The organism is Thermosipho sp. (in: thermotogales), assembly GCF_020054775.1.
In the GTDB taxonomy this organism is placed as follows: Bacteria; Thermotogota; Thermotogae; order Thermotogales; family Fervidobacteriaceae; genus Thermosipho; species Thermosipho africanus.
The window spans coordinates 12,058-29,546 of record NZ_JAIHAP010000020.1 but is presented as its reverse complement, the minus strand read 5'-3'; the positions used below and the strand labels follow the sequence as shown (position 1 = coordinate 29,546).

21 protein-coding genes, 7 tRNA genes and 1 pseudogene are annotated in these 17,489 nt (G+C 32.9%); 12 read left to right on the top strand and 17 right to left on the bottom strand.

Annotation, left to right across the window (positions count from 1 at the left end):
- Together JG780_RS05205 and JG780_RS05200 are read right to left on the bottom strand one after the other, a co-directional pair.
- Positions 1-302: pseudogene (locus JG780_RS05205) on the bottom strand (GGDEF domain-containing protein); the annotation flags it as partial.
- 96 nt (positions 303-398) lie between these two features.
- Positions 399-887 (bottom strand): dihydrofolate reductase, encoded by a 489-nt coding sequence (locus JG780_RS05200; protein ID WP_004104442.1) that lies wholly within the window; start codon positions 885-887, stop codon positions 399-401.
- A gap of 79 nt (positions 888-966) precedes the next feature.
- Between JG780_RS05200 and JG780_RS05195 the strand changes: the two genes are divergently transcribed.
- The 4 genes from JG780_RS05195 (at position 967) to JG780_RS05180 (ending at position 2,765) form a co-directional block, all read left to right on the top strand.
- Positions 967-1,431: a GNAT family N-acetyltransferase gene (locus JG780_RS05195; protein ID WP_004104443.1), complete on the top strand. Its 465-nt coding sequence runs from the start codon at positions 967-969 to the stop codon at positions 1,429-1,431.
- 13 nt (positions 1,432-1,444) lie between these two features.
- Entirely contained in the window at positions 1,445-2,497 is a 1,053-nt protein-coding gene (locus tag JG780_RS05190) for a sensor domain-containing diguanylate cyclase (RefSeq protein WP_287569415.1), read from the top strand.
- A gap of 94 nt (positions 2,498-2,591) precedes the next feature.
- A tRNA-Leu gene (locus tag JG780_RS05185) sits at positions 2,592-2,678 on the top strand.
- Between the two features lie 12 nt (positions 2,679-2,690).
- Positions 2,691-2,765, top strand: a tRNA-Gly gene (locus JG780_RS05180).
- Between the two features lie 170 nt (positions 2,766-2,935).
- Here JG780_RS05180 and rplA read toward each other — a convergent pair.
- The 13 genes from rplA to JG780_RS05115 all read right to left on the bottom strand — a co-directional run bounded on the left by rplA (position 2,936) and on the right by JG780_RS05115 (position 7,164).
- Positions 2,936-3,634 (bottom strand): 50S ribosomal protein L1, encoded by a 699-nt coding sequence (rplA, locus tag JG780_RS05175; protein WP_114702924.1) that lies wholly within the window; start codon positions 3,632-3,634, stop codon positions 2,936-2,938.
- 25 nt (positions 3,635-3,659) lie between these two features.
- Complete coding sequence (gene rplK, locus JG780_RS05170; protein WP_004104446.1) at positions 3,660-4,085, bottom strand: 50S ribosomal protein L11; 426 nt, start codon at positions 4,083-4,085, stop codon at positions 3,660-3,662.
- Between the two features lie 57 nt (positions 4,086-4,142).
- Positions 4,143-5,207: a transcription termination/antitermination NusG family protein gene (locus tag JG780_RS05165; protein WP_287569414.1), complete on the bottom strand. Its 1,065-nt coding sequence runs from the start codon at positions 5,205-5,207 to the stop codon at positions 4,143-4,145.
- A gap of 17 nt (positions 5,208-5,224) precedes the next feature.
- Positions 5,225-5,413: a preprotein translocase subunit SecE gene (gene secE / locus JG780_RS05160; protein ID WP_012579694.1), complete on the bottom strand. Its 189-nt coding sequence runs from the start codon at positions 5,411-5,413 to the stop codon at positions 5,225-5,227.
- Positions 5,414-5,438: 25 nt separating this feature from the next.
- Positions 5,439-5,514: transfer RNA gene (locus tag JG780_RS05155), tRNA-Trp, on the bottom strand.
- 6 nt (positions 5,515-5,520) lie between these two features.
- Complete coding sequence (gene rpmG / locus JG780_RS05150; protein ID WP_041427184.1) at positions 5,521-5,670, bottom strand: 50S ribosomal protein L33; 150 nt, start codon at positions 5,668-5,670, stop codon at positions 5,521-5,523.
- A 25-nt stretch (positions 5,671-5,695) separates the two neighbouring features.
- Positions 5,696-5,782: transfer RNA gene (locus JG780_RS05145), tRNA-Tyr, on the bottom strand.
- A gap of 9 nt (positions 5,783-5,791) precedes the next feature.
- A tRNA-Thr gene (locus tag JG780_RS05140) sits at positions 5,792-5,867 on the bottom strand.
- A 39-nt stretch (positions 5,868-5,906) separates the two neighbouring features.
- Positions 5,907-6,131 (bottom strand): 30S ribosomal protein S18, encoded by a 225-nt coding sequence (rpsR, locus tag JG780_RS05135; protein ID WP_114702926.1) that lies wholly within the window; start codon positions 6,129-6,131, stop codon positions 5,907-5,909.
- 25 nt (positions 6,132-6,156) lie between these two features.
- The gene (locus JG780_RS05130) at positions 6,157-6,561 is read right to left on the bottom strand and encodes a single-stranded DNA-binding protein (RefSeq protein WP_114702927.1); all 405 of its coding nucleotides are present in this window, start codon (positions 6,559-6,561) and stop codon (positions 6,157-6,159) included.
- Positions 6,558-6,917: a 30S ribosomal protein S6 gene (gene rpsF, locus JG780_RS05125; protein WP_004104467.1), complete on the bottom strand. Its 360-nt coding sequence runs from the start codon at positions 6,915-6,917 to the stop codon at positions 6,558-6,560. Before rpsF ends, JG780_RS05130 begins: the two co-directional genes overlap by 4 nt.
- Before the next feature lie 85 nt (positions 6,918-7,002).
- Positions 7,003-7,078: transfer RNA gene (locus tag JG780_RS05120), tRNA-Met, on the bottom strand.
- A gap of 9 nt (positions 7,079-7,087) precedes the next feature.
- Positions 7,088-7,164, bottom strand: a tRNA-Cys gene (locus tag JG780_RS05115).
- A 112-nt stretch (positions 7,165-7,276) separates the two neighbouring features.
- On the opposite strand from JG780_RS05115, the gene JG780_RS05110 reads away from it, so the two are divergent.
- The 8 genes from JG780_RS05110 to JG780_RS05075 all read left to right on the top strand — a co-directional run bounded on the left by JG780_RS05110 (position 7,277) and on the right by JG780_RS05075 (position 15,187).
- Positions 7,277-8,344: an FtsW/RodA/SpoVE family cell cycle protein gene (locus JG780_RS05110; RefSeq protein WP_287569413.1), complete on the top strand. Its 1,068-nt coding sequence runs from the start codon at positions 7,277-7,279 to the stop codon at positions 8,342-8,344.
- On the top strand, positions 8,341-8,976 hold the full coding sequence (locus JG780_RS05105) for a hypothetical protein (RefSeq protein WP_114702929.1): 636 nt from the start codon (positions 8,341-8,343) through the stop codon (positions 8,974-8,976). The genes JG780_RS05110 and JG780_RS05105 overlap by 4 nt, the downstream gene beginning before the upstream one ends.
- 15 nt (positions 8,977-8,991) lie before the next feature.
- Positions 8,992-9,843 (top strand): glycine--tRNA ligase subunit alpha, encoded by an 852-nt coding sequence (locus JG780_RS05100; protein WP_287569412.1) that lies wholly within the window; start codon positions 8,992-8,994, stop codon positions 9,841-9,843.
- On the top strand, positions 9,843-11,834 hold the full coding sequence (glyS, locus tag JG780_RS05095; protein ID WP_287569411.1) for a glycine--tRNA ligase subunit beta: 1,992 nt from the start codon (positions 9,843-9,845) through the stop codon (positions 11,832-11,834). The genes JG780_RS05100 and glyS overlap by 1 nt, the downstream gene beginning before the upstream one ends.
- 28 nt (positions 11,835-11,862) lie before the next feature.
- Positions 11,863-12,369, top strand: coding sequence for a rubrerythrin family protein (locus tag JG780_RS05090; protein WP_012579699.1), 507 nt, complete (start codon positions 11,863-11,865; stop codon positions 12,367-12,369).
- Between the two features lie 63 nt (positions 12,370-12,432).
- Positions 12,433-13,362 (top strand): FtsH protease activity modulator HflK, encoded by a 930-nt coding sequence (gene hflK, locus JG780_RS05085; RefSeq protein WP_287569410.1) that lies wholly within the window; start codon positions 12,433-12,435, stop codon positions 13,360-13,362.
- Positions 13,359-14,213, top strand: a complete 855-nt coding sequence (gene hflC / locus JG780_RS05080) for a protease modulator HflC (protein WP_004104486.1) — start codon at positions 13,359-13,361, stop codon at positions 14,211-14,213. The genes hflK and hflC overlap by 4 nt, the downstream gene beginning before the upstream one ends.
- Before the next feature lie 53 nt (positions 14,214-14,266).
- Positions 14,267-15,187 (top strand): CBS domain-containing protein, encoded by a 921-nt coding sequence (locus tag JG780_RS05075; RefSeq protein WP_004104489.1) that lies wholly within the window; start codon positions 14,267-14,269, stop codon positions 15,185-15,187.
- Here JG780_RS05075 and tsaD read toward each other — a convergent pair.
- Together tsaD and clpX are read right to left on the bottom strand one after the other, a co-directional pair.
- A complete protein-coding gene (tsaD, locus tag JG780_RS05070) occupies positions 15,177-16,169 on the bottom strand; it encodes a tRNA (adenosine(37)-N6)-threonylcarbamoyltransferase complex transferase subunit TsaD (RefSeq protein ID WP_114702933.1) in 993 nt (330 codons plus the stop codon). The genes JG780_RS05075 and tsaD overlap by 11 nt on opposite strands.
- Entirely contained in the window at positions 16,170-17,393 is a 1,224-nt protein-coding gene (gene clpX / locus JG780_RS05065; RefSeq protein ID WP_004104493.1) for an ATP-dependent Clp protease ATP-binding subunit ClpX, read from the bottom strand.
- Positions 17,394-17,489 lie beyond the last annotated feature (96 nt).

Genomic DNA, 17,489 nt, shown 5'->3' with positions numbered 1-17,489 from the left:
TTTTCTGGGATCTTTACAACAATTGCTTTGGGCCATAAATTTCCTGAAACTGTTCCAAGCTCAAATATTTCATCATTTTCTACAAGAATTTTAATCTTGCTTGCGGAAACCTTTCCAAAAAAGAGATAACTATAAAGCTTGTCAACTTTAATAGTAGTTGACAAAGTAATTGTTGAAGGTTTGCTAAGTGTAGTATATGGTAGGTTAATATCGTTTAATGGTATACCGTCTACTTTGACTATTTGATTTAGAAAAAGGAATAATAGTATAAATATAAGAATAGAGAAGACGAGTTTTTTCATTTTTCCCCCACATAATATTTTAATAAAGAAATAATATATTAATCAAAATTATATTATCATTATTATAGAAAAATGACAAGTATAATGTAAAGATTTTCATTGTAATTTTGAATATTCTAGGAGAATGGTTCCTTTTTCATTTAAAATATTAGTTGAAATTAACTTGAATTGTTGATATGGAAAAGAAAGTTTTTCTGCATTTTCAAGAGTAATTGGTTCAATTGTAATATAAATTTTATCAATATATGGAAAAAATTGCTTGAAAACTGATTTACCACCAATAACTGCAGCTTCATTAATTTTATTTTTTTCCAAAAATCTTATTACTTGAATTGGTGATTCATTTAAAAAAATAAGATTTTCTGAATTTTTGTAATTTTTACTTGTAAGAACGATATTTAAGCGGTCTTTTAGAGGAAAACCAATACTTTCGTACGTTTTTCGCCCCATTATTACTGTTCCGATCTTTGATGTAAGTTCTCTAAAGTGCGCTTTATCTTCTTTAGATCCCCACTCTATTTTATCGTATTCAGAAATGGCAAAACCTCCAAATATGTCTGTAACAACAATCATAGATAAATGCATATTAATCCCCCTTTTTTGTCATTTTTTTAATTTTAACATAATTTGTTATATAATATGAATGTAGAAATGAGGTGAAAACATGTCGGATTTAATTGTCAAATTATATGATTTAGATTTTAGCTACGATTTACCAGAAAATATTCTTATAAAAAGACCTATTGGTCCTGAAAAGATTCATGTTGTAGAATGGGCTTTAAAAAATTTTGGAAAACTTTGGGCAAGTGAAGTTGATGTTGCATTTTCAAGAAATCCAATATCCGTTTTTATTGCATATGAAAAAGAAAGTAAAGATATTGTTGGTTTTGCATGCTATGACACGACATTAAGAGGTTTTTTTGGACCAACAGGGGTTTTAAAAGAATATAGAAAGAAAGGTATTGGTAAAGCTTTGCTTTTAAGAGCGTTACAGGATATGCTTAATGTAGGCTATGCATACGCTATAATTGGAGATGCGGGACCTGTTGAATATTATAAGAAAGTAGTTGGAGCAATTGAAATTCCAGATTCTAGTCCAGGAGTATATAAAGATTTGCTAGATAAATAGAAAGGAGTAAAAAATGATATATTTTGTTGTTATTTTAGCATTTTTTTTGCTAATTTTATTTCTCTATTTTTGGAGAAATTTAAGAGTTTTGAAAAAAGTCGGTTGTTTTGATTTTTCATGCAAAAAGGCTTTTGAAAAGAATTTTTTGTATAGAGGGTATAAGATTTTTAATAAATATGACGATAAAGATGATACTATAGATACTTTAAAGGAAATATTTGATTTTATAGTTGAGATTTTAGAAGCTCAATCTTGGTCCCTTCTTTTAACTCCAAAAGAAAAAAAGTGGAGATTTATTGTTTGGAACTATAATTTGGATGATAAGCCTCTAGAGGTTCTGGGAGAGCTTTTTCAAAATAATACGCCGTATAATCTAAATCAAGTTATTTCCAAAAAGCGTTATTATTTTATTTCTGATGTCTTGAAAACAAAGTATTGGAAAGAAGTTAAAGGCATAGATACAAGATCGTGGTGCGGTATTCCATTAGTTTATAACGGAGAGGTCTATGCAATATTAAATGTTGATTGGTATAGAAAGAAAAGACTGAAAAAGATTGATAAAATTCTTTTTGATATAATCACTGAAGAATTATCAAAACCAATTTTGAATATTTTAAGAGTTAAAGAAAGATTAGAAGAAAAAAATATTGATTTATTGACAGGTTTATACAATAGAGCAGTTTTAGATTATATTGATAACAGTAAGTATAATTATTTGATTTTTTTGGATTTGGATAATTTTAAAGAAGTTAATGATAGTTTTGGGCATCTTGTTGGCGATGAAGTATTAAGAATAATTTCAAGGAGATTAAAAAATACAGTAAAAAGTGATGATCTAATAATAAGGTATGGCGGAGATGAGTTTATAATATTAGTAAATTCAACTAGAGAAGGTCTAGAAAAATTAATTCAAAGAATTAAAGAACATGTATCAAGAAATATTAATGTAGAAGATAAAGATGTGAATGTTGGGGTATCAATTGGCTACTGTATGTTGGATAAAGGGTTTGAAGATGCTATTAGAATAGCAGATGAAATGATGTACAAAGATAAAAACAAAAATTAAAGAATAATTTACTTTTGTAGTTTTGTAGAAGGTAGAGCACCTGACTTTTAATCAGGGGGCCGCGGGTTCGAATCCCGCCCGGGTCACCAGAGGGGCGAGAGTGGCGGAATTGGCAGACGCGCTGGACTTAGAATCCAGTGGGCTCGCGCCCGTGTGGGTTCAAGTCCCACCTCTCGCACCAAGAAGAAAGTATGCGGGTGTAGCTCAGTGGTAGAGCGCCTGCTTGCCAAGCAGGAGGTCGCGGGTTCAAATCCCGTCGCCCGCTCCAAGGTAAAAGATAAATATTAATGTATAAAAAATGCTCCATCTTGGGTGGAGCATTTTTTTTTTTGCATAGTAAAAAAATTATATAAAGATACTAAAATAATCATTTTTGGCGAAGATCTTTAATTTAATAAAAAATCTCCCTTTCAAAGTTGAAAGGGAGATTTTATTACTTTATTGTGTTAATGTTGCAGGATCAACTTTTATACCAGGTCCCATTGTTGTTGAAAGGACAACTTTCTTTATAAAGTTACCTTTAACTCCTGCTGGTTTTAAATTCAATATTTGCTCGTATGCTGACTTTATATTTTCTTTTAACTTTTCGTTGTCAAATGATGCTTTACCAACTGGAATATGTAAGTTTCCGGTTTTATCGGTTCTGACTTCCATTCTACCTTTTTTGAATTCTTTAACTGCTGAAGCAACATCATTTGTGACTGTGCCAGCTTTAGGATTTGGCATTAAGCCTCTTGGACCAAGAATTTTACCTAGTTTACCTATTACTCTCATCATATCTGGTGTTGCTATTGCAACGTCAAAATCCAAGAAGTTTTCTTTTTGTATCTTTTCAGCTAAATCTTCCGCACCAACATAATCAGCACCTGCTGCTTTTGCTTCTTCAGCCTTTTCACCAGTTGCAAATACCAAAACCTTAACTTCTTTACCAGTACCATGTGGCAATGAAATAGTACTTCTAATTTGTTGGTCAGATTTTCTGTAATCGATGTTTGTTTTTATGTGTAGTTCAACTGTTTCATCAAATTTAGCTGTTGCAACTTTTTTAGCAAGATCGATTGCTTCGTTTAAGTCATAGTCTTTGTTTCTGTCTACAAGTTTTCTTACCTCATTATACCTTTTGGAGTGCTTCGGCATTTTGCCTCCTCCTTCCTAAAATTTATTAGTCTACAACCTCAATTCCCATACTTTTTGCGGTTCCTTCAATTATCTTCATGGCCGCTTCAATATCATTTGCATTTAAATCTTTCATTTTGATTTCTGCAATTTCTTTAATTTGGTCTCTTGTAACTTTTCCTACCATTTTTCTCTTTGGTTCTTGAGAACCAGAGTTTAATTTTGCTGCTTTTTTCAACAAGAATGATGCTGGTGGTGTTTTTGTAATAAATGTAAATGACCTATCTTCGTATACTGTGATAATTACTGGAATTATCATACCTGCTTTATCAGCAGTCGCTGCGTTAAACTTCTTACAGAATTCCATTAAGTTTACACCACGTTGACCTAATGCAGGACCAACTGGTGGTGCAGGAGTAGCTTTTCCTGCTTCAAGTTGCAATCTTACCTGTGCAACTACCTTTTTTGCCATAATACAACCTCCTTCTTGTGGTTATAGGGTTAACCCTCCCACTTGGTAACAAGTATATCAAACTTTTTCAACTTCACTGGTATGAACAGTGACTGGTGTTTCTCTACCAAAAATGGTAACAGAAACTTTCAATTCATTGTGCTCAGGATTAATTTCTTTTACACTTCCAACAAAACCTTCAAATGGGCCTGAAACAATTTTTACAGAGTCTCCTACTTCGAAATCAAATTCAATCTTTATTTCTTTTTCTTTTTCTACCTGTGGTGTTTCTTCAATGCCAGCAAGTCTCAATAGAACTTTTGCTTCTTTATCATTAATTGGAATTGGTCTACCGCCTGAGGAAACAAAATCTATAATTCCAGGAACGGTTCTAACAAAATGCCAAAATTCGTCATTCATGATCATTTCAACAAAGAGATAACCCGGGAAAAGCTTTCTAACCTTTACTTTTTGAACCTTTATTTCTTTTTTTGTTGGAAAATCTATGATTTCAATTCTCCCAGAACTTTTTGCGGTAACCTTTTTTGGCTCAGCTAGTATCTGCCCAGTTTTTACCTGTGTTCCTTTCTTAATGGTAGAAACAAATGTTTCATTTGGAACAACATATACATCTATTTCACTAATTGAATTTCTTACAACAATTCTTTTCATATTTTCGGTTTGAATAATTTTTCCATCTATTTCACAAATAATTTCTTCATCACTGGAAAGTGGCATTCCTTGCTTTACGTGTCCACCAATTTTAAGTCCTGTAATTGGTTTATTTTTCTGAGGAATAACATATGTTTTGGTAAATTTCTTATCTTCAGTTTCTATAACAACCTTTTTGGCATTTCTTACATCAGTTACAATGCCATCTCTTCTAACCCTTATAGCTGGCTCTTCAGCTAAAACGTCACCTTTTTTAACTAAAGTACCATTTGATACAAGAATTTTAGCATTTAAGGAGACGATGTGTCTTTCAGATGATTTTGAAGAAGCATCAATAACAACTTCTTCGGGTAAAAGTACCCTAGAAATAACATGCTCAAGTCCTTGAGCTTTTATTTTCGCTTCCAAATTCTCTTTGGCGGTAGCTTCATACCCCGCCAATGTTTGTAAAATATACCATCTTTTTTTCATTTATACCACCTCAAAAATTAAAAAAACTTAAATAAAGCACTCAATGCGCCTGAGAAAATCAAGTCAAGAGCAAAGAAGTAAACACCGGTAACCAACAAAATAACCAGAACAACACCTGTTGCTCCCCAAAGCTCTTTTCTATTTGGCCAATGTGTCTTTTTAATTTCAGTCTTTACTTCTCTAAAAAATTTTTTTAATTTTTCCATCTGGCATCTCCCCCATAAAAAAATTTGGCAGGGGCGGCAGGACTTGAACCCGCAACACCCGATTTTGGAGACCGGTGCTCTGCCAGTTGAGCTACGCCCCTGCGTTTTTATGCTTTAGTCTCTACATGCTTCGTGTGTTTATTACATTTTGGACAATATTTTCTAAGTTCTAACTTTTCCTTCTTGTTTTTTTCTCGAGTCGTATAATAATTTTTATTTCCACATTCGGAGCATTTCAAAGCAACTTGCATTCTCATCGTCTTCCCTCCTATTAAAAAAATCTGGTGGTGAGGGAAGGATTCGAACCTTCGAAGGCATTCTGCCAGCGGATTTACAGTCCGCCCCCTTTGGCCGCTCGGGCACCTCACCACCTATACTTGGAGCCAGCGGAGGGACTCGAACCCTCAACCTATTGATTACAAATCAATCGCTCTGCCAATTGAGCTACGCTGGCTCGCTGCGGTATCTATTATACCTTATATCAAAGAACCTGTCAATACTTTACATAGGGTAAAAGTGCCATTTGTCTTGCTCTCTTAATTGCAATTTTGACCATTCTTTGGTGTTTTGCACAATTTCCGGTAATTCTTCTTGGAATTATCTTTTCTTTTTCTGTTAAAAATTCTCTTAGAAGTTTGACATCTTTGTAGTCAACATATTCTACCTTTGATTGGCATAACTTACATACTTTTGGTTTTCTCTTTCTTCTATATCTCATTTATATTACCTCCTTTTTTCAAAGATCAAAATGGCGGTTCATCATTATCATTGTTATCAAACAACTCGTCATATTCAATTTCATTTTCAGCTTCCGGTACTATTGGAACATCATCTTTCTTGTCCATAAACGTAACTTGATCTGCCCAAATTTCTGGAGTAGTCCTGTTTTGTCCGTCACTTGTCTGCCATCTATTTATTCTTAGTTTTCCTTCAACAAGGACTAGTCTACCTTTGGTCAAATAATTTTGAACGAATTCCGCTAATCTGCTGAATGTAACTATTCTTATAAAATCTACTTCATCATTGTCCCTTCTGTTGCTTCTATTTACTGCTATTGTAAATGTCGCAACTATTGTCCCATTTATTGTTTGTTTAACTTCTGGATCCCTCGTCAGCCGCCCAACCAGGACGACCTTATTATAGTTCACTCTTCCACCTTCTCGGTATTTTCAACCGTCTCCACTTTTTTTGCTGTTTTTCTTTCTTTCTTTTCTAGGTCGATTCTTCTAAATGTTTGCCATCTTAAAAATTCTGGTCTGACTTTAAAATACATTTCAAGCTCGTTAAGATTTTCTCCGGTTGCTCTGAAATATACCACCGTGTAATCTGCTTCGTTGTATTTCTTAAGTGGATATGCTGTTTTTCTTATTCCCCATCTGTCTACATTGTCTATTTGTGCGTTTAACTTTTCTTTCAAAAATTCTACAACACCGTTTGCAATCTTTTCTCTTTCTTCTTCTGCAATGTCTGGTTTGATGATAAACATTGTTTCGTATATTCTCATTCTTGCACCTCCTCCCTCGGTCTTTTGGTCCCACCTTTTTAGGTGGAACGGGCTTTCAGAATAAAAGGGAGCTATTGCTCCCTTCTGGTGGGCTCGGGAGGAATCGAACCCCCGACCATCCGGTTATGAGCCGGACGCTCTGCCAACTGAGCTACGAGCCCACTTTACTTTGGAGGCGACGGTGGGATTTGAACCCACGAATAGGGATTTTGCAGACCCCCGCCTTTGACCGCTTGGCCACGTCGCCTCGCAAGTCAGATTTTAACATAATATATTTTTTCTGTCAATAAGTCTTTTATTAAAAGAATGTTAAATATATACATTTTATAATTTATGATATAATTTCTTTGGTGAATAGAATGAAAGAGAACAAAAAATTTGATTTTATAATTTTAATTTCGGTTATTTTTTTAATTGTTTTTGGACTTTTGAATCTATATAGTGTATCTAAATATTTGGTTGTTAAACAATTTTTTTGGGACTTGCTGGCAATAGGAGCAGCAATTTTTGTTTATTTTCTTAAAGAAAATTTGATTAAAAAATTAGTGATACCTTTGTATATAATTTCTGTAGTTTTACTGGCTGCTGTGTTGATTTTTGGGACTAGGGTATATGGTTCTATAAGATGGTTTAGATTTTTTGGACTTTCTTTTCAACCTTCAGAACTTTCAAAATTATCGTTAATACTTATGTTATCAATTATCTTTGTAAAAAAAGATTTAAGATCTTTGTTTTTCTCGATTCTTGTTTTAGCAGTTCCAGTATTTTTGATATTAAGGGAACCGGATTTAGGAATGTCGGTGTTACATGTTTTTGTATGGTTTACAATGCTTTTGTTTTCAGGGATATCTTTTAAATATATTCTACCTATAGTTGGAAGTGGAATAGGTGCTATTCCAATAATATACTTTTTCTTTTTGAAAGACTATCAGCGAGCAAGGATATTATCGTTTTTAAACCCAGAAAAATATGCACAAGGAGCTGCCTACAATGTTATAATGTCGAAAAATGCAGTTGGTTCTGGCGGACTTCTTGGAAGAGGGTATTTAATTTCTCCAGCTGTGAATGGTAATTATGTTCCAAAAATGGAAACAGATTTTATTTTTTCAGCAATTGGCGAACAATTTGGATTTTTAGGAAGTATATTAGTCCTTGCAGCATATCTAGTTATTATAATCAGAGTGTTTAGTAAGATGAAAGATTTTAAAGATAATTTTTGGAGACTTGTCTCTGTAGGTATTCTATCAGCATTTGTATTTCATGTTTTTGAAAATATTGGAATGAATATAGGTATAATGCCAGTAACCGGAATTCCGCTTCCATTTTTAAGCTATGGTGGAACATCAACATTCATATTTGGGATTATGATTGGTTTTCTTTTAAAGTCTTTAGCACTTGTTGATAAATCAAGGAAGGTGATTTTATGATTCACAAAAGAAGACGGGAGCGTATTTGGCCTTATGTTTTAGTATTTGGGGTAATAATACTTTTTATAATCACAGTCTTTTTTGCTTTTGGTAATTTTTTCAGGTATAGAAAAATTTTAGATGAGTATAATTCTTTGAAAAAATTTGTTGAGAACAAATTAAATGGTTACGAAGTTAAACTAAAAGATCTTGAAAGCAAATTTGGACCAAACTCGGTTTTGGATAAATACATACTTTCGGTTAATTATTTAAAAAATTTTGGAGCTGATCTAGAATACATTTTAAATAATATTGAAGATGAGCCAGGAACTGGATATTTCATGGTTTTTGTAGTTGGCAATGAACCTAGCTGGGTTACGGTTAAAGATGACAAAAAGACGTATTTTTCAAGAGAAATTTATCCCGGACTTTCAAAGTATAAATTCTATTACTTTAAAAGTCCAAAGATTATGACGGATTACGATATAATAGTTCCACCAGATGCTGATATTGTTGTAGGAAAGGCTGGCAAAGTATATCTTTTATTTTATGGTGTAGGCTCATCATTTCACCCAACAAAGATTGTTCATATAGAGGATATGAAGGTAGATAATTTGATGAAAACATTTAGTTTATATGTTCCTGGAAGATAAAGGAGGAGATATACGGTGTATTTGCAAGATGTGATAAAAAAATTAGATGAGTTTTGGGCTCAAAATGGCTGTTTTATAGACCTACCATATGATATGGAAATGGGTGCAGGAACATTTCATACATCAACCTTTTTTGGAGTCTTAAGAAATAGAGATTGGAAAGTTGCATTTGTTCAACCAAGTAGAAGGCCAACAGATGGAAGGTATGGAGAAAATCCTAATAGAATGCAAAGATTTTTGCAATATCAGGTGATTATAAAGCCAAACCCTGAAAATTCTCAGGAACTTTATTTAAAATCACTAGAAGCATTGGGAATTAATCCTAGAGAGCATGATATAAGATTTGTTGAGGATAACTGGGAATCACCTACACTTGGTGCGTGGGGTGTTGGTTGGGAAGTTTGGCTCGATGGAATGGAAATTACGCAGTTTACTTATTTTCAACAAGTTGGAGGCATATCTTTGAAAAAGATACCGCTTGAAATTACTTACGGTTTAGAGAGAATAGCAATGTATCTTCAAGGTGTAGATAATGTTTATGATGTTATGTGGAATAAGGATGTAAAATATGGGGAGCTCTTTTTAGAAAACGAAAAACAATTTTCAATTTATAACTTTGAAATGGCGGATGTTGAAAAGTTGTTTAAATTATACGAATTATACAGGGAAGAATTTAATAGATTGATAGAAAATAATCTATTTCTTCCGGCATATGAGCAATTAGTCAAGTGTTCTCATACCTTTAACCTTCTTGATGCAAGAAATGCAATTAGTGTTGCACAAAGACAGAATTATATTAGAGATATAAGAAGTATGGCTATGCAATGTGCAAAAAGATTTTTAGAATTTGAGGAAGGTGAAAATTAATGGCTGAGTACATCTTTGAAATAGGTGTTGAAGAACTCCCAACCACAGAAGTTGAGAACATATTGGTTCAATTGAATGAAAGGATTTCAAAACTTTTGGATGAAGAAGGCTTATCATATGGTGAGCTGAAAGTTTTTTATGCTCCAAGGCGTTTTGGATTTTATATAAAAGATCTCGATGAAAAACAAGGTGATAAAATTGTCCAAAAGAGGGGGCCTTCTGTAAATATTGCATATGATGAAAACAAGCAGGCTACAAGAGCGCTTGAAGGTTTCTTAAAATCAAATGGGGCTTCTTTAGAAGATATTGTAATAAAAGATAACTATGTATATATAGAAAAAAAGATAGAAGGAAAAAGTTCAGACGTTATTTTGAAAGAAAACATTCCAAGTATTATTTCAAAATTAAGTTTTAGAAAACCGATGAGGTGGGGTAATGGAACTTATTCTTTTGTTAGAATTCCTCACTGGATTTTGTCATTATATAATGGAAAAGTTTTGGATTTTGAAATTTTTGATTTAAAAGCGGACAATAAGACGTTTGGTCATAGATTTGTTAAAGACGAGCCTATAGAAATATATGGAATAGATGATTATTTTAAAAAGCTCAAAGATACAAATGTTATTGCTCTACACGATGAGAGAAAAAAAGTGGTAGAAGATATTCTTTCAAATTACAGTGTTTTAAAAGATGAAGATTTAATAGATGAAGTAGTAACACTTTGTGAGTATCCACAAGTAGTTGAGGGAAGTTTTTCTAAAGAGTATTTAAAATTGCCTGAGGAATTAATTACTACAACTATTAAACATCACCAGAGGTCATTTACAGTATATGAGGGTGAAAAGATAACCAATAAATTTCTTTCATTTATTGACTCACCAACTGGTAATATAGATATTATAAAGAAAGGTTACGAGAAAGTTGTAAATGCAAGATTGGAAGATGCAAGGTATTACTATGAAAAAGATTTGAAAATACCATTGGAGAAATTTAATGAATCTTTAAAGGATATAATTTTCCAGAAGGATCTTGGAACTTTAATGGATAAAGTTGAAAGAATTGAAAAAATTTCAGAAAAGTTGTGCGATGATTTAAGTATTGGATATTCAGATAAGGTAAGGATTTTAAGAATAGCGCATCTTTGTAAGGCAGATATTGCATCGAATGTTGTGTATGAATTTCCTGAGCTTCAAGGGACGATGGGAAGAATATATGCACTAAAAGATGGAGAAGATTATAAAGTTGCGATTGGAATAGAAGAACACTATAAAGATGTTCCAGAAAGTTTAACAGGTGCAGTTGTCGCAATAGCTGATAGAATTGATACTATTGTAGGAAACTTTTTAGTAGGAAATATTCCAACTGGTTCAAAAGATCCATTTGGACTTAGGAAAAAAACCGATACCATATTTGAAATTATAGTCAAATATAGTTTCAATATTGACCTTGAAAATCTTTCGAAATTTGCTGCAAGTTTATTTTCAAAAGATATTCCAAATGAACTTGTTGAATTTTTTGAAACAAGGTATGAGTTATTTAATCAAAATACAAGGTACGATATAGCAAGGGCTGTAAAAAGATTTTGGAAAAAACCATTGTATGGAAGACTTGTAGCAGAATCATTGATTAACATTGTAGAACAAGAAGAATTTCAACACCTTCTTACAGGATTTGAACGTGTCCATAACATTTCTAGCAAATTTGATTCATATGAATTTGATAGTACCAAGTTCCTAGATGATGCAGAAAAAGAGTTATTTAATAAGTACATAGAGCAAAAGCCAAAGATACTTGAGGCAATAGATAATCTAAACATTGATATAGCACTAAAGTACTTGATTGAATTAAGACCATATATAGATAATTACTTTGACAATGTTTTTGTTATGACAAAGCAAGATGATATTAGAATGAATAGACTTGCATTTTTAAAGAATTTGGACAATCTCTTTTTAAAACTTGGTGATTTGAACCTTATAGAGAAAAAATGATATAATAACAAATGGGGAGGTGAAAGGTATGCGTGAGATGACAAAACAATTTTTAGAAGCAGCTTTTGCAGGTGAATCTATGGCGCATATGAAATATTTAATATTTGCAGAAGAGGCAGAAAAAAAGGGGCTTTTAAAACTTTCAAAACTTTTTAAAGCAATTGCATATGCAGAGTATGTTCATGCAAAGAATCATTTTAAAGTTTTGAAAAAACTTTCTGATGATATGAAAGATAACGTTCAAAGCTGTATTGATGGAGAAACTTTTGAAATTGAAGAGATGTATCCAGTCTATAAAAATGCTGCAGAATTTCAAGATGAAAAAGATGCTGTTAGAAGTACGCACTTTGCATTGGAGGCAGAAAAAATACATGCGGATATGTACAAAAAAGCAAAAGAATTAGTTGAAAAAGGTGAGGATTATCCAGCAGAAAAAATTTATATCTGTCCAGTTTGTGGCTATACCGTAGAAGACGAAGCACCAGAAAAATGTCCTGTATGTGGTGCGCCAAAGGATAAATTTGTTGAATTTTAATTATTAAGTTTTAAGATAAATGGGGGAAATAGATCCCCCATTTATTTATTTGGAGGTGGTTTGATGTGGAAGAAATTAATTGGTTGGCTTGTTCTAGCAGTTATCATTTTAATTTATTTGTCAACAGGTATTTATCAAGTTGGTCCATCTGAAGTTGCACTTATTAAAACTTTTGGAAAATATACACATTCGACAGGTCCTGGTATACATTTTCATCTTCCTTATCCATTCCAGTCTCACGTAATAGTAGATGTTGAGACTATTAGAAAGGAAGAAATAGGTTTTAGGACTATTGAAAGCTATGGAAAAATTTCATACAGAACTGTAAATGAAGAAGCGCTGATGTTAACAGGCGATGGAAATATCATCAGTGTTGAAGCAGCAGTACAATATAGAATAAAGGATCCTGTAAAATTTGCGTTTAATGTTATAAATGGCAAAGAGCTGGTAAGGTTTACAACAGAGTCTGTTTTAAGGGAAAGAATTGCAGTAAGAACTATTGACGATGTTTTAACTGTTGAGAGGGATAAAATAGCTCTTGAGACTGCAGAAAAAGTCCAGGAGATATTAGATAGTTACGATTCGGGGATACTAATTAACAAGGTATATTTGCAAGAGGTTGCACCACCTAATCAGGTTGTTGCTGCATTTGATGATGTAAACAATGCAAAACAAGATAAAGAAAGGTTTATAAATGAGGCGACAAAGTATGCAAATGATGTTATTCCAAAAGCCCAAGGTCAAGCAGAAAAGATTTTGAGAGAAGCCGAAGCTTATGCTCAAAAGAAGATACTTGAGGCTCAAGGTGAAACACAGAGGTTTTTAAGCGTTTTAAAAGAATATGAAATAGCACCTGAAATAACCAAAAAAAGATTGATCCTTGAGAAATTACAATCGGTATTTTCAAGTACAAAAAATATTTTTGTTCTTGATGATAGTGGTACAATAAAACTCTTGAATGTTAACGATTTGATTGGTGGTGATACAAAATGAAAGCCAAAATAATAACGGTATCAGTAATTTTACTGATTGCTATTATATTTTTAACACTTTCAATGTTTGTTGTTGATCAAACTCAACAGGCTGTAGTCTTAAGGTTTGGACAGATAGTAAATACATATTCAACACCAGGAATACATTTTAGAACTCCGTTTGTAGACAACGTTGTAAAGTTTGAAAAGAGAATACTTCTATATGATATCGAACCAGAAAAAATTATCACGTTAGATAAAAAGACGTTGATAGTTGACACATATGCTCTATGGAAGATAGTCGATGCAAAGAAATTTATAGAGACAATGAAAACAATTGGTCTTGCTGAATCAAGGATAGATGATATAGTATACTCGAATATCAGAAATGTCTTTGCAAAGCACTCTTTTGATGAGATTATATCAGACAAAAGAGAAAGTTTTTTGAAAGAGGTAACAACTCTTTCAAGAGCTGATCTTGAAAATTTTGGAATAGAAATAGTAGATGTTAGGGTAAAACATGCAGATTTGCCATCTGAAAACGTAAATGCAGTATATGAGAGAATGAAGGCTGAAAGATACAGTATAGCAGCACAAATTAGAGCAGAAGGTCAAAAGGAAGCACAAAAAATAAGGGCTGAAGCTGATAAAAACGTTACCGTTATATTAGCCCAGGCGCAAAGCCAGGCTGAAAAGATTAGAGGTGATGGTGAGGCAAGCGCTACTAGAATTTATGCACTTGCATATCAGACTAATCCAGAATTTTTTGAACTTTGGAGAAGTTTAAGTGCATATGATACAATACTAAACAATGGAACTGTAATTTTTGGAAAAGATCTAGAGATATTTAAGTATATTTTTGAAGTAAAATAATTCCTTAGGGGAAGCTTTCCCTAAGGATTTTAGCTAAAAGGAGTTTGATATAAATGGATTTGTTTGACAAAGTAAAACATATATTTTCGGATATGAAAGTTTCGGAATTTATGAATAGTGATGTAATTTATGTGCTGCCAAACAGAACTATTGCACAGGTTAAGGAAATTCTAAGGCTCAAAAGAATTTCCGGTGTGCCAGTTGTTAATTACAAAAAGAGAGTTGTTGGAATAATAAGTATAGAAGATATAATAAAATGTCTTGAAGCAAATAGTTTAAATGCACTTGTAGAGGAAAAAATGACAAAAAACGTTGTAGTTGTAAATGTTAACGATACTCTTAGGGATGTTATGGAGCTCTTTGAAAAGTATGGATATGGAAGATTTCCTGTGGTAGATGATGAGCACAGATTGGTAGGAATAGTTACAAAAAATGATATATTAAAGAGTGTGGCAATGAAACTAGGGATAATGTACCTTCATGATGAAAGACGCGAAAGGGCGCTTCAAAATTCAGAAAAATCTCTAATTTTGGGAATGGACTTAAAAAAAGAAGAGAGCGATTTTTATTTTAAGATAGATTATTATGATATAAACCAGATAGGAATAGGTGCTGCAAGTTTGAAAAAGTTTTTACTTTCTAAAGGTGTAGATGAAAAACTTGTTAGAAAAATAGCAATTAGTGTTTATGAGGCTGAGGCAAATGTAGTAATTCATAGTGGAAGTGAGGGAGAAATATATTGTTTTATAAAAGATGATAGTATTGTGGTAAGGATTGAGGATAAGGGAAAAGGTATAGAAAATCTTGATCTTGCCATGAAGGAAGGTTTTTCTACAGCACCGGATCATGTTAGAGAGTTAGGCTTTGGTGCAGGGATGGGCCTTCCAAATATGAAAAGATACTCTGACAAATTGGTTATTCTTTCTGAGAAAGATAAAGGTGTTATAGTAGAAATGGTATTTTTTAAATCTTAAGATTTGGCACAGCCTCTAATGTTGAATCTGAAGAAATACCTTTTTTATATAATTTGTATCCTGCCATTGCTATCATTGCTGCATTGTCTGTACAAAATTCAAGAGGTGGGATTAAAACTTTAATGTTTTGTTTTTCTGATAGCTCTTGAGCTTTTTTCCTAAGATATGAATTGGCAGCAACACCGCCTGCAAGTACTATGGTATTTACATTTGAATCTTTTGCAGCTTTGAATGTTTTCTTTAAAAGTATCTCAACGACAGCCTTTTGAAAAGATGCGGCAATATCTTCTTTTGGAATATTGTATTTATCAAATTTTTGTACGGTGTATAACACAGCAGTTTTTAATCCAGAAAAACTAAAGTTATAGTTTTTAGAATCCATCATTGGCCTTGGAAAATTAAATTTATTTTCATCACCGTTTTTGGATAATTTATCAATTTCTGGGCCACCAGGATACCCAAGTCCAAGTATCCTTGCCACTTTGTCAAATGCTTCTCCTGCTGCATCATCAACAGTTTTTCCTAGTACTTCTATTTCATCATCTTGCTTAACTAATAAAATTTCAGTGTGACCTCCTGATACCATTAAAACAATGTATGGTGGTTTAAGATGTGGATATGTTATGTAGTTTGCAAATACATGTCCAACGATGTGATTTACACCAATTAATGGCTTGCCTAATCTTAAAGAAAGCCCCTTTGCAAAGGATATTCCAACAAGAAGTGCTCCAATTAAGCCAGGGCCATATGTTACAGAGATTAAATCAATTTGATCAATGGATATATTCGCCATATCTATAGCATTTTTAAATACTATTGGAAGATTAGAAAGGTGGTGTCTTGCCGCAATTTCTGGCACGACACCACCAAATTTTTTGTGAATATCTATTTGTGAAGAAACTACGTTACTTAAAATTTTTCCATCGCTGAGAATTGCAACTGATGTTTCATCACAAGAGGTTTCTATACCTAAAACTATCATCTATGCTGACTCCTTCATTACAAGCTGTGGTTTTTCTTTGTTAGTTACACATTCTTCAGTGACGATAACCTTTTCGATGTTATTTAGATCAGGAAGTTCAAACATTACGTCGATCATAACTTCCTCAAAGACGCTTTTTAGCGCCCTTGCACCGGTTCCTCTCTCTAAAGCCTTTCTTGAGATTGCACGTAATGCTTCTTCGGTTACTTCGAGTTCTACGTTATCAAGGAGGAATAGTTTTTTGTATTGTTTTAAAATTGCATTTTTAGGTTCAGTCAATATTCTTACCATATCATCTTCTGTTAAGTCTTCTAATGCTCCAATTACAGGAAATCTTCCAACAAATTCTGGAATGAGACCGTATTGTACTAAATCCTCTGGAGTTACGTGTGAAAGAATTTCCCCCAGCCTCATATCCTTTTTACTTTTTACAGGTGCATTAAAACCAAGGGCACTGCTTTGAATTCTTCTTTTTATTATTTCTTCAATTCCATCAAATGCTCCTCCAACGATAAATAGGATGTTTGATGTATCAACTTTTAAGAACTCTTGATAAGGATGTTTTCTTCCACCTTGTGGTGGAACATTTGCAATAGTTCCCTCAACTATTTTCAATAGTGCCTGTTGGACTCCTTCACCTGAAACATCTCTTGTAATAGATGGATTTGGTGATTTTCTTGCGATTTTGTCGATTTCATCGATATATATGATACCGTATTGTGCGCGTTCTATATCAAAATTTGTAACTTCAAGAAGTCTTAGTATAACATTTTCTACGTCTTCTCCAACATAGCCGGCCTCAGTAAGTGGGGTTGCATCTGCAATTGCAAACGGGACATCCAATATTTTTGCAAGTGTTCTTGCAAGAAGAGTTTTACCACTACCGGTTGGTCCTATTAGTATAACATTTGATTTTTCGATTTCAACATCGTCAAAATCAATATCAGAAAATACACGTTTGTAGTGGTTGTAAACAGCGACTGACAGGATTTTTTTAACTCTTTCCTGCCCGATGACATACTTATCTAGTTCTGCCTTTATTTGAGATGGTTTTGGAAGATTTTTCTTGTCTTTTTTTGGAGAAAAACTTCTTTTTTCTTCACTTAGAATGTCATGAAAAATATCAACACAATCGTTGCATATATATACATTTCCGGGTCCAGCAATAAGTTTTTCTACTTTATCAGACGATCTTCCACAGAATGAACAAAACTTTTGAGCCATTCTTTTGCCTCCTTAAATTAATTCATTCTAATTTTATCATATTAATAAAATTAAATTGTTTCTATTATGTTTAGTCTTTTTTTCACAGTAATTAAC

Bases quoted from the DNA above. Each gene is read 5' to 3' on its own strand.
- JG780_RS05200 (WP_004104442.1), bottom strand. From the start codon at position 887: ATGCATTTATCTATGATTGTTGTTACAGACATATTTGGAGGTTTTGCC.
- JG780_RS05195 (WP_004104443.1), top strand. From the start codon at position 967: ATGTCGGATTTAATTGTCAAATTATATGATTTAGATTTTAGCTACGAT.
- JG780_RS05190 (WP_287569415.1), top strand. From the start codon at position 1,445: ATGATATATTTTGTTGTTATTTTAGCATTTTTTTTGCTAATTTTATTT.
- rplA (WP_114702924.1), bottom strand. From the start codon at position 3,634: ATGCCGAAGCACTCCAAAAGGTATAATGAGGTAAGAAAACTTGTAGAC.
- rplK (WP_004104446.1), bottom strand. From the start codon at position 4,085: ATGGCAAAAAAGGTAGTTGCACAGGTAAGATTGCAACTTGAAGCAGGA.
- JG780_RS05165 (WP_287569414.1), bottom strand. From the start codon at position 5,207: ATGAAAAAAAGATGGTATATTTTACAAACATTGGCGGGGTATGAAGCT.
- secE (WP_012579694.1), bottom strand. From the start codon at position 5,413: ATGGAAAAATTAAAAAAATTTTTTAGAGAAGTAAAGACTGAAATTAAA.
- rpmG (WP_041427184.1), bottom strand. From the start codon at position 5,670: ATGAGAATGCAAGTTGCTTTGAAATGCTCCGAATGTGGAAATAAAAAT.
- rpsR (WP_114702926.1), bottom strand. From the start codon at position 6,131: ATGAGATATAGAAGAAAGAGAAAACCAAAAGTATGTAAGTTATGCCAA.
- rpsF (WP_004104467.1), bottom strand. From the start codon at position 6,917: ATGAGAATATACGAAACAATGTTTATCATCAAACCAGACATTGCAGAA.
- JG780_RS05110 (WP_287569413.1), top strand. From the start codon at position 7,277: ATGAAAGAGAACAAAAAATTTGATTTTATAATTTTAATTTCGGTTATT.
- JG780_RS05105 (WP_114702929.1), top strand. From the start codon at position 8,341: ATGATTCACAAAAGAAGACGGGAGCGTATTTGGCCTTATGTTTTAGTA.
- glyS (WP_287569411.1), top strand. From the start codon at position 9,843: ATGGCTGAGTACATCTTTGAAATAGGTGTTGAAGAACTCCCAACCACA.
- JG780_RS05090 (WP_012579699.1), top strand. From the start codon at position 11,863: ATGCGTGAGATGACAAAACAATTTTTAGAAGCAGCTTTTGCAGGTGAA.
- hflK (WP_287569410.1), top strand. From the start codon at position 12,433: ATGTGGAAGAAATTAATTGGTTGGCTTGTTCTAGCAGTTATCATTTTA.
- hflC (WP_004104486.1), top strand. From the start codon at position 13,359: ATGAAAGCCAAAATAATAACGGTATCAGTAATTTTACTGATTGCTATT.
- JG780_RS05075 (WP_004104489.1), top strand. From the start codon at position 14,267: ATGGATTTGTTTGACAAAGTAAAACATATATTTTCGGATATGAAAGTT.
- tsaD (WP_114702933.1), bottom strand. From the start codon at position 16,169: ATGATAGTTTTAGGTATAGAAACCTCTTGTGATGAAACATCAGTTGCA.
- clpX (WP_004104493.1), bottom strand. From the start codon at position 17,393: ATGGCTCAAAAGTTTTGTTCATTCTGTGGAAGATCGTCTGATAAAGTA.